The 13,018-nt window shown below is 69.5% G+C and carries 11 protein-coding genes; 9 read left to right on the forward strand and 2 right to left on the reverse strand.

Annotated elements, in window-relative coordinates; all coding sequences use genetic code 11:
* Positions 1-106: 106 nt before the first annotated feature.
* From AC2DGY_RS12980 to AC2DGY_RS12990, 3 genes are all read left to right on the forward strand, one after another.
* The gene (locus AC2DGY_RS12980; protein WP_484510168.1) at positions 107-2,632 is read left to right on the forward strand and encodes an ATP-dependent Clp protease ATP-binding subunit; all 2,526 of its coding nucleotides are present in this window, start codon (positions 107-109) and stop codon (positions 2,630-2,632) included.
* Positions 2,633-2,713: 81 nt separating this feature from the next.
* The gene (locus AC2DGY_RS12985) at positions 2,714-3,223 is read left to right on the forward strand and encodes an amino-acid N-acetyltransferase (RefSeq protein ID WP_484510169.1); all 510 of its coding nucleotides are present in this window, start codon (positions 2,714-2,716) and stop codon (positions 3,221-3,223) included.
* Positions 3,224-3,272: 49 nt separating this feature from the next.
* Positions 3,273-3,968 carry a hypothetical protein gene (locus AC2DGY_RS12990; protein WP_484510170.1) on the forward strand — a complete coding sequence of 232 codons (696 nt, stop codon included), beginning with the start codon at positions 3,273-3,275 and terminating at the stop codon, positions 3,966-3,968.
* A 258-nt stretch (positions 3,969-4,226) separates the two neighbouring features.
* On the opposite strand, the gene AC2DGY_RS12995 is transcribed toward AC2DGY_RS12990, so the two are convergent.
* Positions 4,227-5,783, reverse strand: coding sequence for an amino acid permease (locus tag AC2DGY_RS12995; protein ID WP_484510171.1), 1,557 nt, complete (start codon positions 5,781-5,783; stop codon positions 4,227-4,229).
* A gap of 139 nt (positions 5,784-5,922) precedes the next feature.
* On the opposite strand from AC2DGY_RS12995, the gene AC2DGY_RS13000 reads away from it, so the two are divergent.
* From AC2DGY_RS13000 to AC2DGY_RS13025, 6 genes are read left to right on the forward strand one after another with little or no spacing between them, the layout of a single operon-like run.
* On the forward strand, positions 5,923-7,281 hold the full coding sequence (locus AC2DGY_RS13000; RefSeq protein ID WP_484510172.1) for a glutamine synthetase family protein: 1,359 nt from the start codon (positions 5,923-5,925) through the stop codon (positions 7,279-7,281).
* Positions 7,282-7,297: 16 nt separating this feature from the next.
* Positions 7,298-8,041: a gamma-glutamyl-gamma-aminobutyrate hydrolase family protein gene (locus AC2DGY_RS13005; protein WP_484510173.1), complete on the forward strand. Its 744-nt coding sequence runs from the start codon at positions 7,298-7,300 to the stop codon at positions 8,039-8,041.
* Positions 8,038-9,396 (forward strand): aldehyde dehydrogenase family protein, encoded by a 1,359-nt coding sequence (locus AC2DGY_RS13010; protein ID WP_484510174.1) that lies wholly within the window; start codon positions 8,038-8,040, stop codon positions 9,394-9,396. The genes AC2DGY_RS13005 and AC2DGY_RS13010 overlap by 4 nt, the downstream gene beginning before the upstream one ends.
* A 35-nt stretch (positions 9,397-9,431) precedes the next feature.
* Positions 9,432-10,211 (forward strand): 3-oxoacyl-ACP reductase, encoded by a 780-nt coding sequence (locus AC2DGY_RS13015; protein ID WP_484510175.1) that lies wholly within the window; start codon positions 9,432-9,434, stop codon positions 10,209-10,211.
* 34 nt (positions 10,212-10,245) lie between these two features.
* The gene (locus AC2DGY_RS13020) at positions 10,246-10,962 is read left to right on the forward strand and encodes a FadR/GntR family transcriptional regulator (RefSeq protein WP_484510176.1); all 717 of its coding nucleotides are present in this window, start codon (positions 10,246-10,248) and stop codon (positions 10,960-10,962) included.
* Between the two features lie 36 nt (positions 10,963-10,998).
* Positions 10,999-11,403 carry a dehydrogenase gene (locus AC2DGY_RS13025; RefSeq protein ID WP_484510177.1) on the forward strand — a complete coding sequence of 135 codons (405 nt, stop codon included), beginning with the start codon at positions 10,999-11,001 and terminating at the stop codon, positions 11,401-11,403.
* Between the two features lie 175 nt (positions 11,404-11,578).
* On the opposite strand, the gene radA is transcribed toward AC2DGY_RS13025, so the two are convergent.
* Complete coding sequence (gene radA / locus AC2DGY_RS13030) at positions 11,579-12,943, reverse strand: DNA repair protein RadA (protein ID WP_484510178.1); 1,365 nt, start codon at positions 12,941-12,943, stop codon at positions 11,579-11,581.
* Between the last annotated feature and the right edge of the window lie 75 nt (positions 12,944-13,018).

Raw genomic sequence — 13,018 nt, forward strand, 5'->3', positions numbered from 1 at the left:
GCGCTATGCCGACGGCGAACACCGCCGCCGGGCCCCGGAGCGCTGGTTAGTCTCGATATACGGCGCGCGCAAGCGTGCCCAACGACCCATTCTGGAGGGTTTGAGGATGTTCGAAAGATTCACCGACCGTGCCCGTCGCGTGGTTGTGCTCGCCCAAGAAGAGGCGAAGATGCTCAACCACAATTACATCGGTACCGAGCACATCCTGCTCGGGCTGATCCACGAGGGCGAGGGTGTCGCCGCCAAGGCCCTGGAGTCCCTCGGCATCTCCCTGGATGCCGTGCGTGAGCAGGTGCAGGACATCATCGGCCAGGGGCAGCAACAGCCCACCGGCCACATCCCCTTCACCCCTCGCGCCAAGAAGGTGCTGGAGCTGTCGCTGCGCGAAGCGCTGCAGCTCGGCCACAACTACATCGGTACCGAGCACATCCTGCTCGGTCTCATCCGCGAGGGTGAGGGCGTCGCCGCGCAGGTGCTCGTCAAGCTCGGCGCCGACCTGAACAAGGTGCGCCAGCAGGTCATCCAGCTCCTGAGCGGATACCAGGGCAAGGAGCCCGCCGGGGTCGCCTCCGGTGCCGGCGAGCAGACCGCCGCATCCGCGCAGGGCGGTTCGGCGGTGCTGGACCAGTTCGGCCGCAACCTCACGCAGGCCGCCCGCGACAACAAGCTCGACCCGGTCATCGGGCGCGAGAAGGAGATCGAGCGGGTCATGCAGATCCTCTCGCGTCGCTCCAAGAACAACCCCGTGCTGATCGGTGAGCCCGGCGTCGGCAAGACCGCCGTCGTCGAGGGGCTCGCGCAGGCGATCGTCAAGGGCGACGTGCCCGAGACGCTCAAGGACAAGCAGGTCTACTCCCTCGACCTCGGCTCGCTCATCGCCGGGTCCCGCTACCGCGGCGACTTCGAAGAGCGTCTGAAGAAGGTCACCAAGGAGATCCGCACGCGCGGCGACATCATCGTGTTCATCGACGAGATCCACACCCTCGTGGGTGCCGGTGCCGCCGAGGGCGCGATCGACGCGGCCAGCATCCTGAAGCCGCTGCTCGCCCGCGGCGAGCTGCAGACCATCGGTGCGACCACTCTCGACGAGTACCGCAAGCACTTCGAGAAGGATGCTGCGCTGGAGCGCCGCTTCCAGCCGATCCAGGTCGCCGAGCCGAGCCTGCCCCACTCCATCAACATCCTGAAGGGGCTGCGCGACCGGTACGAGGCGCACCACAAGGTGCAGATCACCGATGGCGCGATCGTGGCCGCCGCGAACCTCGCCGACCGCTACGTCAGCGACCGCTTCCTTCCGGACAAGGCGATCGACCTGATCGACGAGGCCGGCGCACGCCTGCGCCTGTCGATCCTGTCCAGCCCGCCGGAGCTGCGCGAGTTCGACGAGAAGATCGCGAAGGTGCGCGAGCAGAAGGAAGTCGCCTCCGAGGAGCAGGACTTCGAAAAGGCCGCGTCGCTGCGCGACGAGGAGAAGTCGCTCCTGGCTGAGCGTCTCCGTCTCGAGAAGCAGTGGCGCAGCGGCGACGTCGCGAGCCACGCGGTCGTCGACGAAGGTCTGATCGCGGAGGTGCTCGCCCAGGCCACCGGCATCCCGGTGTTCAAGCTCACCGAGGAGGAGTCCAGCCGACTCGTCTTCATGGAGAAGGCGCTGCACCAGCGGGTCATCGGACAGGAAGAGGCCATCTCGGCGCTCGCCAAGACGATCCGCCGCCAGCGTGCCGGTCTGAAGGACCCCAAGCGCCCGTCGGGATCGTTCATCTTCGCCGGCCCCACCGGCGTCGGAAAGACCGAGCTCGCCAAGGCGCTCGCCGAGTTCCTCTTCGACGACGAGGGCGCGCTGATCTCCCTCGACATGTCGGAGTTCGGTGAGAAGCACACCGTCTCGCGTCTGTTCGGTGCCCCTCCCGGGTTCGTCGGATTCGAAGAGGGCGGCCAGCTCACCGAGAAGGTGCGCCGCAAGCCGTTCTCGGTCGTGCTCTTCGACGAGATCGAGAAGGCGCACCCCGACATCTTCAACTCGCTCCTGCAGATCCTCGAAGAGGGTCGTCTGACCGACGGTCAGGGCCGCATGATCGACTTCAAGAACACCGTCATCATCATGACGACGAACCTCGGTTCGTCGGCGATCGCCGGTGGTCCGGTCGGGTTCCAGGTCGAGGGCAACAGCCAGACGAGCTATGACCGGATGAAGGGCAAGGTCGACGAGGAGCTGAAGCGTCACTTCAAGCCCGAGTTCCTCAACCGCCTCGACGACGTCATCGTCTTCCCGCAGCTGTCCAAGCCCGAGCTGGTGCAGATCGTCGATCTGTTCACCAAGCGCCTGGCCGACCGGCTGCTCGACCGAGATATGACGATCGAGCTGTCGCAGGCGGCCAAGGAGCGGCTCATCGAGATCGGGTTCGACCCGGCCCTCGGTGCGCGGCCGCTGCGGCGGGCCATGCAGCGCGAGGTGGAGGATCGCCTCAGCGAGAAGATCCTGCACGGCGAGCTCGAAGCGGGCAACCACGTGAAGGTGGACTCGCAGAACGGCGAGTTCGTGTTCGAGACCACCGCACGCGACGAGAAGGTCGCCGTGGGCGTCACCACCGGTGGCGAGATCACCGCGACGCCGGACATCGTCGCCGGCGCCTGAGACACCACGAAAGGGCGGATGCTTCGGCATCCGCCCTTTCGTCGTTTCGGCGCAGACGAATGCCGACTCTAGGCTGGGGGCATGAGCGAGTTCACCGTCCGACCGGCCCGCACGGCCGATGTCCGCGGCATCCATGAGCTGCTCGAGCCGTACGTGCAGCAGCGCATCCTCCTCGGCAAAGACATCGTGGTGCTCTACGAGTCGGTGCAGCAGTTCCTGGTGGCCGAGGCCGACGGCACGCTCATCGGATGCGGTGCCCTCCACGTGATCTGGGAAGACCTCGGCGAGGTCCGCACCCTCATCGTCGTGGACGAGTGGCTGCACCGCGGGGTGGGTCGCGCCCTCGTCGAGGGGCTCGAGGACTCCGCACGGGAGCTGGGTCTCTCGCGCCTGTTCTGTCTGACCTTCGAGGTGGACTTCTTCACCAGTCGCGGGTTCGAGCCGATCGGAGAGCAGGTCGTCGATCCGGACGTGTATTCGCAGCTCGTGCGCAGCCCCGATGAGGGCGTCGCCGAATTTCTCGACCTCGCCCACGTGAAACCGAACACCCTCGGGAACACCCGGATGCTGAAGACGCTGGAGCGCACCTGATCGGGCGTGCCGCCCGGCCGGTGCGGGATACCGCGCCTACCCTGGAGGCATGAGCGGCACTCCTCCGCGTCGGCGGCACTCCCCGGCGGTCTACCGTCGTCGCCGGCTGGTGCTGGTGCTCGTCGCGCTCCTCGTCATCGGGGGACTGGTGTGGTTGTTCGTGGCGCAGCCGTGGCGAAGCGCCGCCGAATCCGTCACGGAGCCGACGCCCACAGCGACTCCCACGTCATTGGCGACCCCGTCGGCGACGCCGACCGAGACGGCCCCTGCGGAGGCTGAGCCGGAGGCCGAGGCCGAACCCGCGGAGGAGGCGCCCGACCCCGAGGCCCCGCCCCCCGCGGAGGGCTGCCTTCCCGGTGACCTGACCATCGAGGCGCTGTCCGATCAGCAGTCCTACGCGACGGGACAGCACCCGCAGCTCTCCATCCGCCTCACCAATCACAGCGATGCCGACTGCACGCTCAACGTCGGCACGAGCGCCCAGGCCTTCACGATCTCCAGCGGGTCGGACGTCTGGTGGCGATCGACGGACTGCCAGAGCGAACCGAGCGACATGATCGTCCTGCTCGCCGCGGGTCAGCAGACCACGAGTGCGGCGCCGCTGACGTGGGATCGCACACGATCGTCGGTGGACAATTGTTCAGGCGATCGTCCCACTGCGCCCGGGGGCGGGGCCACGTACCATTTGAGCGTCGCCATCGGCGGAATCTCCTCGTCGAACACCGCCGCGTTCCTCCTGTATTGACCCGGTCTTGTCCCCCAAATGGCGGACAGACGTGCGTCGCGCGTGAAGCTACAGTGGATACGTTCTTGCATCGAGGATTGTAAAGCTGTCCCCAGCAGCCGGTCGCAGCGTTCCCCAAACGCGAAGGCCCACGTACCCGCAGGAACCGCGAGGCCCTCTCGAATCCGCCAGCCCCTAACTGGAGGATCCGAGAGGGCCTCTTTCCTTCTCCCTCGACGGGCCGGCGCCGCCACCGTGGAGGCATCCGGATGTGACGGCTCAGAGCTTGCGATCGGGCTCGGCTCCGAACACCTCGCTCTCCATCGCGTCGTACCCCTCCGCCTGCGGGTCGCCGTGCGTGCCGCCGGACAGGGCGTACTCCTCCTCCGGGGAGAGGACGAGACGGTGACGGAAGAAGGCGCCGAAGCCGACGAGCAGAACCGCGTAGACGATCGCGATCGCGATGATCGCGGGAAGGAACGTCGGGTTGAGCAGGAACCCGAGGAAGATGAGCGCCGCCACGACGATCGCGATGACGGCGCCGGGGATGCCCCACGGGCTGCGATACGGGCGGTCGGCGTTCGGGAACCTCCGCCGCAGGATGATGAACGAGATCATCTGCAGCAGGTAGGCGACGACCGCGCCCCACACCGCGATGTTCAGCACGATCGCGCCGGCCACCGCCCCGGCATCCTCGTTGAGCTGCGTGAGGACGTCGAGCACGACGAGAGCGACGAACCCGATGGCGGCACCCACGACGAGCGCGACCCACGGCGTCTGCCGCTTGCCGGTCAGCGAGAGGAACCGTGGGTAGTACCCTGCGCGCGACAGCGAGTACATGTTGCGCCCGTACGCGAACATGATGCCCTGCAGGGAGGCCAGCAGTCCGACCAGGGCGAACAGGGCCAGCACCGCCGCCGCCCCGTCGCCGACGATCGCGCGGAACCCGTCCAGCAGCGGCTCGCCGGCAACACCGGTGGCCTCGGCCCCCAGCACGCCGGTGTTGAGGAAGAGCACGAGCAGGCCCGTGACGATGAGGGTGCCGCGGGCCCAGAAGCCGGCCCGGGGGATGTCGCGGACGGGGTTGTGCGACTCCTCCGCGGCGAGGGGGAGCTCTTCGATGCCGAGGAAGAACCACATTGCGAAGGGCAGCGCGAACAGGATCGGGAGGACGCCGTGCGGGAGGAACGCCGTCTGGCCGGGGTCGGGCGCGATGTCCCACAGCGCCGCCCACGAGAAGGCCCCCGAGAACACGGCCATGGCCGAGTACACCAGGATGATGCCGATGGAGATGATCGAGACGACGATCGCGAAGCGGAACGAGATGGCCGCGCCGGCCGCGTTCAGCGCGATGAACACGGCATAGAGGATGATCCACCACACCCACGCGGGGATGGTGACGCCGAGGAGTTCTGCGGTGATCGCGTCGGCGTAGGACGCGGAGAAGAAGACGATCACGGCCGTGGTCGCGACGTACTCGATGGTCTCGGCGGCGCCGGTGACCAGGCCGCCCCACGGCCCCATGGCCGATCGGGCGAAGGAGTACGCGCCGCCGGTGTGCGGCATCGCGGCGGCCATCTCCCCGATCGAGAAGATCATGCCGTAGTACATCGCCACCAGGATGACGAAGGCGATCAGCATCCCGCCGAAGCCGGCGAAGTCGATGCCGAAGTTCCAGCCGGAGAAGTCGCCGGAGATGACGGCGGCGACCGCGAGTCCCCACAGCCCCCACACCCCCGCCGACCGCTTGAGCGTGCGCTTTTCGAAGTAGCCGTCGCCGGCTCGGGTATAGGTGGCGCCGGCGACCTTTCGCGCGGCACCGCTGGGCTGAGACATACGACCTCCGCAGGAATCGGGTGGGCGCACGGCCGCGCCTTGCGGATGATTGTGGCGGCCTATTGGTCGGGCTGTCTACCTTTGCATGTAAGTTCCTGATTACAGTTGGAGCGGCGCGACGGCGAGGAAAGGACCACCCATGGCGGGCAATCTCACGACGGCGCAGCTGGATGCGGCGATCGAGGCGGGCGAGATCGACACGGTGATCGTGGCCTTCCCCGACGCGCAGGGTCGGCTCGTGGGCAAGAGGGTCGCCGGCCGCTTCTGGCGCGACGAGGTGCTCCCCAACGGTGCCGAGGCCTGCAACTACCTCCTCTCGGTCGACGTCGACCTGAACACGGTGGACGGGTACGCGATGTCGGGCTGGGACCAGGGGTACGGCGACATGGTGCTGCGCCCCGACGTGTCGACGCTGCGCCGCCTTCCCTGGCAGCCGGGCACGGCGCTCGTGATCGCCGACCTCGGGTGGGTGGGCGGTGGTGCCGACGTCGGGCCTTCGCCGCGGGCGGTCCTGAACGCGCAGCGCGAGCGGCTTGCCGCTCAGGACCTCGTGGCCTTCGCCGGTACCGAACTCGAGTTCATCGTGTTCGACGACTCCTTCCGCGCCGCGTGGGCGAAGAAGTACGCGGAGCTGACGCCCTCGACCGACTACAACGTCGATTACAACCTGCTCGCCACGACGCGGCTCGAGCCGCTGCTGCGCGACATCCGCGTGGGCATGGAGGGCGCCGGCCTCTACTGCGAGGGCGTGAAGGGCGAGTGCAACTTCGGGCAGCAGGAGATCGCGTTCCGCTACGCCGAGGCGGTCGAGACGGCCGACAACCACACGATCTACAAGAACGGTGCGAAGGAGATCGCCGACGCGCACGGCAAATCGCTGACCTTCATGGCGAAGTTCAACGAGAAGGAAGGCAACAGCTGCCACATCCATCTGTCGGTGCGCAGCGCCGACGGCTCGGCGGTCATGTCGGGCGACGGTGACCACGGGTTCAGCCCGTTCATGGAGCATTGGATCGCCGGCATCCTGGCGACGCTCCGCGAGTTCACGCTGCTGTACGCGCCGACCATCAATTCGTACAAGCGCTTCGCGAAGGGATCGTTCGCCCCCACGGGGGTCGCCTGGGGCGTGGACAATCGCACGTGCGCACTGCGCGTGGTCGGGCACGGCGCGTCGCTGCGCGTGGAGAATCGCGTGCCCGGCGGCGACGTCAACCCGTACCTGGCCATCTCGGCGATCATCGCCGGCGGCCTCTACGGGGTGGAGAACTCCCTGCCGCTGCCGGCACCGCTCACCGGGAACGCGTACGACTCCGACGTCGAGCACCTTCCGACGACCCTGCGCGACGCCGCGCGGCTGTTCTCGGAGTCGGCGATCGCCCGTGCCGCGTTCGGCGACGAGGTCGTCGAGCACTACCTCAACCAGGCGCGCATCGAGGTGGAAGCCTTCGACGCTGCCGTGACCGATTGGGAGCGCATCCGTGGCTTCGAGCGGCTCTGACTCTTCGACAGGCTCAGTGACCCGCACGCCGGTGGTCGGCCTGACCACCTACCTCGAACAGGCAAAGCAGGGGGTGTGGGACGTGCGGGCGTCGTTCCTCCCGCACCAGTACTTCGACGCGGTCACCGCCTCCGGCGCCGCCGCAATACTGCTGCCGCCGCAGCCGCGTCCGGATGCCGCCGCCGACGCCGTCCTGGACGGGCTGGACGGCCTCATCCTCACCGGAGGGGCCGACGTCCAACCCGAGCTCTACGGCGCAGAACGCCACCCGCTCACCGACCCCGCGCGTCCCGACCGCGACGCGTGGGAACTCGCGCTGCTCCGAGGGGCCCGTGCACGCGGCCTCCCGGTCTTCGGCATCTGCCGCGGTCTGCAGCTCATCAACGTCGCGTTCGGCGGAACCCTGCACCAGCACCTTCCCGAGGCCCTGGGCACCGAGCGCTACCGGCTGGGCGGGGGAGTGTTCGCCGAGAACACCGTCGCCGTGACCGACGGCACGCGCCTGGCCGCACTCGTGGGCACCGGTGAGCTGGCGGTGCACAGCTACCACCACCAGGGCGTCGACCGGCTCGGACGCGACCTCATCGTGACCGCCCGCACCGACGACGAACTCGTGCAGGGCGTGGAACTCCCCGGAGACGACTACCTCGTCGCGGTGCAGTGGCATCCCGAGGAGGATTCCGCCGACCGGCGCCTGTTCCTCGGGCTCGTCGCCGCCGCCTCCGCATACGCCCAGCGAAAGGACCCGGTGACGGCGTGAGCTTCACCCTGATCGATCCGTCCACCGGCACGCCGTTCCGCGAGGTCCCGCGTGCATCCCTCGCCGATGTGGATGCGGCCGTCGCCCGCGCCGTCACGGCGCAGCGATCCTGGGCCGCGCTCCCACCCGCCGCCCGCGCCGACGGGCTGCGGGCCTTCGCGCGCGTGGTCGAGGCGCACGTGGAAGAACTCGCCGCGCTGGAGGTGCGCAACTCCGGGCACCCGATCTCCTCGGCCCGGTGGGAGGCGAACCACGTCGCCCAGGTGCTGAACTTCTCCGCGGGAGCGCCCGAGCGACTGTCCGGCCGGCAGATCCCCGTCGCCGGCGGGCTGGATGTCACCTTCCACGAGCCGTACGGCGTCGTCGGGGTGATCGTGCCGTGGAACTTCCCCATGACGATCGCGTCGTGGGGCTTCGCGCCCGCGCTCGCCGCCGGCAACGCCGTCGTCCTCAAGCCCGCCGAGCTCACCCCGCTCACCGCTCTCCGGCTGGGCGAGCTCGCCCGGGAGGCCGGTCTTCCCGAGGGCCTCTTCCAGGTGATCTCCGGGCCGGGCTCCGTCGTCGGCCAGAGGTTCGTGTCGCACCCCGATGTGCACAAGGTCGTCTTCACCGGCTCCACGGAGGTCGGGACCGAGGTCGCGGCCGGGTGCGCGCGGATGCTGAAGCCGGTCACGCTCGAACTGGGAGGCAAGAGCGCCAACATCGTCTTCGACGACGCCGACCTAGAAAGGGCTGCCGCCAGCGCCCCCGGCGCGGTGTTCGACAACGCCGGGCAGGACTGCTGCGCCCGCAGCCGCATCCTCGTGCAGCGGAGTGTCTACGACCGGTTCCTCGAGCTGCTCGCACCGGCCGTACAGGCCTGGCGTGTGGGCGACCCCGCCCTGGAGACGACGGAGATGGGGCCGCTCATCTCCGCCGCGCATCGCGAGAAGGTCGCGTCCTACCTCCACGACGCCCGCATCGCGTACCGCGGCTCGGCTCCGGAGGGCGACGGATTCTGGTTCGCGCCCGCGGTGGTCCTCGCTGACACCGAAGACGCGATCGCACGGGAGGAGATCTTCGGCCCGGTCGTCGCCGTGCTTCCCTTCGACGACGAAGCCGACGCCATTCGACTGGCCAACGACACGATCTACGGCCTCGCCGGGTCCATCTGGACCGAGAACCTGGGCCGCGCGGTGCGCGTGTCGCGGGGTGTGCGAAGCGGCGTCCTGTCGGTGAACTCGCATGCCTCGGTGCGGTACTCCACGCCCTTCGGCGGAATGAAGGCGTCGGGCCTCGGCCGCGAGCTCGGACCCGACGCGGCCGAGCACTTCACCGAGACGAAGAACGTCTTCTTCGCCACGGACGCGTCATGACCGCCGCATCCGGCACCACCGAGAGGACTGCACGCATGACCGTCGATCTCACCCAGCGCCTCAAAGACCGGGTGGCCATCATCACCGGTGGGGCGAGCGGCATCGGTCTGGCCACCGCCCGCCGGTTCGCCGCCGAGGGCGCGCGCGTGGTGATCGCCGACGTCGATCCGGAGACGGGAGAGGCCGCGGCATCCGAGGTGGGCGGGGTCTTCCGATCCGTGGACGTGGCCGACGAAGCACGCGTGAACGCGCTGTTCGACGGGGTGGCCGACGACTTCGGGCGCGTGGACATCGCGTTCAACAACGCCGGGATCTCCCCGGCCGATGACGACTCGATCGAGACGACGGAGCTGCCGGCGTGGGATCGCGTGCAGGATGTCAACCTCAAGAGCGTCTACCTGTGCTCGCGCGCCGCCCTGCGGCACATGGTGCCTGCCGGGTCGGGGTCGATCATCAACACCGCCTCGTTCGTCGCGCTCCTGGGTTCGGCGACCTCGCAGATCAGCTACACCGCATCCAAGGGCGGGGTTCTCGCGATGACCCGTGAGCTCGGTGTGCAGTTCGCGCGCCAGGGGATCAGGATCAACGCCCTCTGCCCGGGGCCGGTGAACACGCCGCTCCTGCAGGAGCTGTTCGCGAAAGACCCCGAGCGCGCGCAGCGCCGTCTCGTCCACGTGCCGATGGGCCGGTTCGCCGAGCCGGAGGAGCTCGCCGCAACGGTCGCGTTCCTCGCCTCCGACGATGCGTCGTTCATCACCGCCACCGCCTTCGTCGTCGACGGTGGCATCAGCAACGCGTACGTGACCCCGCTGTGACGATGCGCTCGTCCCACTCGCAGCATCCGAAGCGATGACCGGCACCCCGCTGCCGGATGTGAGCCGAGCCGTGTACCGGCCGGTGCGGCAGGGCAACGCGCTGGAAGACACCGTGGCCCGCCTGGTCCAGACGGTCCGCCTCGGCGTGCTCGCGCCGGGCGAGTCGCTTCCTCCCGAGCGCGAGCTCGCCGCTCTGTACCGGGTGAGTCGCGACACCGTGCGCGAAGCCATCCGCGAGCTCGCCGACGCCGGGTTCCTCGAGTCGCGCCGCGGCCGATACGGCGGCACGTTCATCGCCGACCCGCTGCCGCGCCCCGCCGGGCCTCCGGCGGTGGATGCGGCGGAGCTCGACGACGTGCTCGGGATGCGTCGGGTGCTCGAGGCGGGCGCTGCCCGGGCGGCGGCTGTCCGTGCGCTCGGCCCGGCAGACCGCGATGCGCTGTGGGCCCGCCATGAGGAGGCGGCGTCGGCCGGCGCCACCGAGTACCGCCGCGCCGACACGCTGCTGCACCTCACGGTGGCCGAGTTGGCCGGGATCCCATCGCTCGTGCCGCTCGTGGTGGACAATCGCGCGCGCATCAACGCGTGGCTCGACACCTTTCCGCTGCTGCCGCGCAACATCGAGCACTCCAACAGCCAGCACGAGCGGATGGTCACCGCGATCCTCGCGGGGCGGGCGGATGCGGCATCCGCCGCCGTCCTCGATCACCTCGCCGGTACGGAGGCGTTGCTGAGGGGTTTCCTGAGCTGAGCGCGGCCGGTTCGGGGGCCCCGTTAGGCTGGAACGATGGCGGGGAAGAAGGGCCGGAAGGGCGCGGAACTGGAGTTCCGCAACGTCGTGCTGACCGACGCTCTGCAGACCCAGGACATGGCCGCGGTCGCTTTCGCCCTCCGCAACGGGCCCACCGTCGTTCCGCTCATGCGCGCCGGCGACCGCGATAACCCGCGGGACGCGGGCGAGGTGTGGACCTACCGCGACCCGAACACCGGCGACATCGCCCTGCTGCTCTTCAGCGACGCCACCCACAAGCCCGAGACGCTGCCCCCGCACGTCGCGCTGCAGTCGCCCGCGTGGCTGCGCCTGTTCCTCGAGACGCACCGCGACGACATCACAACGGTGTTCCTCGACATCGCCGGGCCGCACCCGATGCAGGCCTCGCCCGCCGACCTCCTGGCTGCGCTCGACGCCTGACGCAGATCGGGAACGCCCGTGCCCGAGTCGCGCTTCCGGGTCGTCAGTGGCAGACTCGGCCGAATGGAGTACCTCATCGTCGGCGCGGTATGTGCGGCAGGCCTGGTCATCCCGGTCGTTCTCGGCTTCTCGCAGCAGCGTCGCCGCTCCGGCCCTCCGGGTCGCTGACCCGGGGTCAGAACCCCGGGGGATCGCCCCGGTCGAGGCGCTGTCGAACGGGCAGGTCGCGCAGCGCTCGCTCGATGGAGCGGGAGGTCGCATCGACCACCGTCTGGTACCCGAGCCGGGATGCTTCGCCCGCACGCTGCGCGGACTGCGTGACGGGCCGGATCTCCCCGGTGAGCGTGAGTTCCCCGATCGCCGCCGTCCGGTGCGAGATGGTGCGGTTCAGCACCGCGTTGGCCACGGCGATGGCGATCGCGAGGTCGGCGGCCGGCTCGATCAGCCGGACACCGCCGACGGTCGAGACGTACACATCCTTGTCCGACACCTTCACGCCCGCGCGCCGCTCCAGCACCGCCAGGACCATGGCCACGCGCGCGGAATCCACACCGTTGACGACGCGGCGCGGGTTGGGCGCCGTCGTGTCGATGGTCAACGCCTGCACCTCCACCGGAAGGGCGCGCCGGCCCTCGAGCGCGATCGTCACGCACGTGCCGGGAACCGGGTCTCCGTGCCCGAGGAACAGCGCGCTCGGGTCGGGCACTTCGGCGATCCCCGCGCCCGTCATGTCGAAGCATCCGACCTCGTCGGTCGGCCCGAACCGGTTCTTGAGTGCGCGCACGAAGCGCAGGGATGTCTGCCGGTCGCCCTCGAACTGGCACACGACGTCGACGAGGTGCTCGAGGATGCGCGGGCCCGCGATCGAGCCGTCCTTCGTGACGTGCCCGACGAGGATGACCGGCAGCGACCGGTCTTTCGCGACCCGGATGAGGGTCGAGGCGACCTCGCGCACCTGGCTGGGCTGCCCCGCCGCGCCGTCGCTGAGCGCCGAGGACACCGTCTGCACCGAGTCGACGATCAGCAGGTCGGGCTCGACCTCGTCGATGTGTCCGAGGATCGTCGCGAGGTCGGTCTCGGCCGCCAGATACAGCTCGTCGTGGAGCGCCCCGGTGCGCTCGGCGCGGAGCCGGACCTGCGCCGTGGACTCCTCCGCGCTGGCGTACAGGACGCGGCGGCCAGCGCGTGCGCTCTGCGCGGCGACCTCCAGGAGCAGCGTCGACTTGCCCACCCCCGGTTCGCCGCTGAGGAGGATCGCGGCTCCGGGCACGATGCCGCCACCGAGCACGCGGTCGAACTCGCCGACCCCGCTCGTCCGGCGCGGAGCATCCTGGGTGTCGATAGCCGTGATGGGGCGCGCGGCACGGGTCGCACCCGGCGCGATCGCGGTCACCGCGCGGTTGATGCCCGTCTTCTCCGCGCTTTCGACCACCGTGCCCCACTGCTGGCATTCTCCGCAGCGGCCGGCCCACTTCAGGGTCGTCCACCCGCACTCGGTGCACCGGTAGGACGACGCGGTGACGGGCTTTCTCGCGGGCATGTCCTCAGGGTACGCGCGGCCCCCGACACCCTCCGGGGGCCGCGCCGCCGTGGTCGCGGGTATCGTTCGGCGGGC

The sequence above is a fragment of the Microbacterium sp. Z6_144 genome, from assembly GCF_057197625.1.

Bases quoted from the DNA above. Each gene is read 5' to 3' on its own strand.
- AC2DGY_RS12980 (WP_484510168.1), top strand. From the start codon at position 107: ATGTTCGAAAGATTCACCGACCGTGCCCGTCGCGTGGTTGTGCTCGCC.
- AC2DGY_RS12985 (WP_484510169.1), top strand. From the start codon at position 2,714: ATGAGCGAGTTCACCGTCCGACCGGCCCGCACGGCCGATGTCCGCGGC.
- AC2DGY_RS12990 (WP_484510170.1), top strand. From the start codon at position 3,273: ATGAGCGGCACTCCTCCGCGTCGGCGGCACTCCCCGGCGGTCTACCGT.
- AC2DGY_RS12995 (WP_484510171.1), bottom strand. From the start codon at position 5,783: ATGTCTCAGCCCAGCGGTGCCGCGCGAAAGGTCGCCGGCGCCACCTAT.
- AC2DGY_RS13000 (WP_484510172.1), top strand. From the start codon at position 5,923: ATGGCGGGCAATCTCACGACGGCGCAGCTGGATGCGGCGATCGAGGCG.
- AC2DGY_RS13015 (WP_484510175.1), top strand. From the start codon at position 9,432: ATGACCGTCGATCTCACCCAGCGCCTCAAAGACCGGGTGGCCATCATC.
- AC2DGY_RS13020 (WP_484510176.1), top strand. From the start codon at position 10,246: ATGACCGGCACCCCGCTGCCGGATGTGAGCCGAGCCGTGTACCGGCCG.
- AC2DGY_RS13025 (WP_484510177.1), top strand. From the start codon at position 10,999: ATGGCGGGGAAGAAGGGCCGGAAGGGCGCGGAACTGGAGTTCCGCAAC.
- radA (WP_484510178.1), bottom strand. From the start codon at position 12,943: ATGCCCGCGAGAAAGCCCGTCACCGCGTCGTCCTACCGGTGCACCGAG.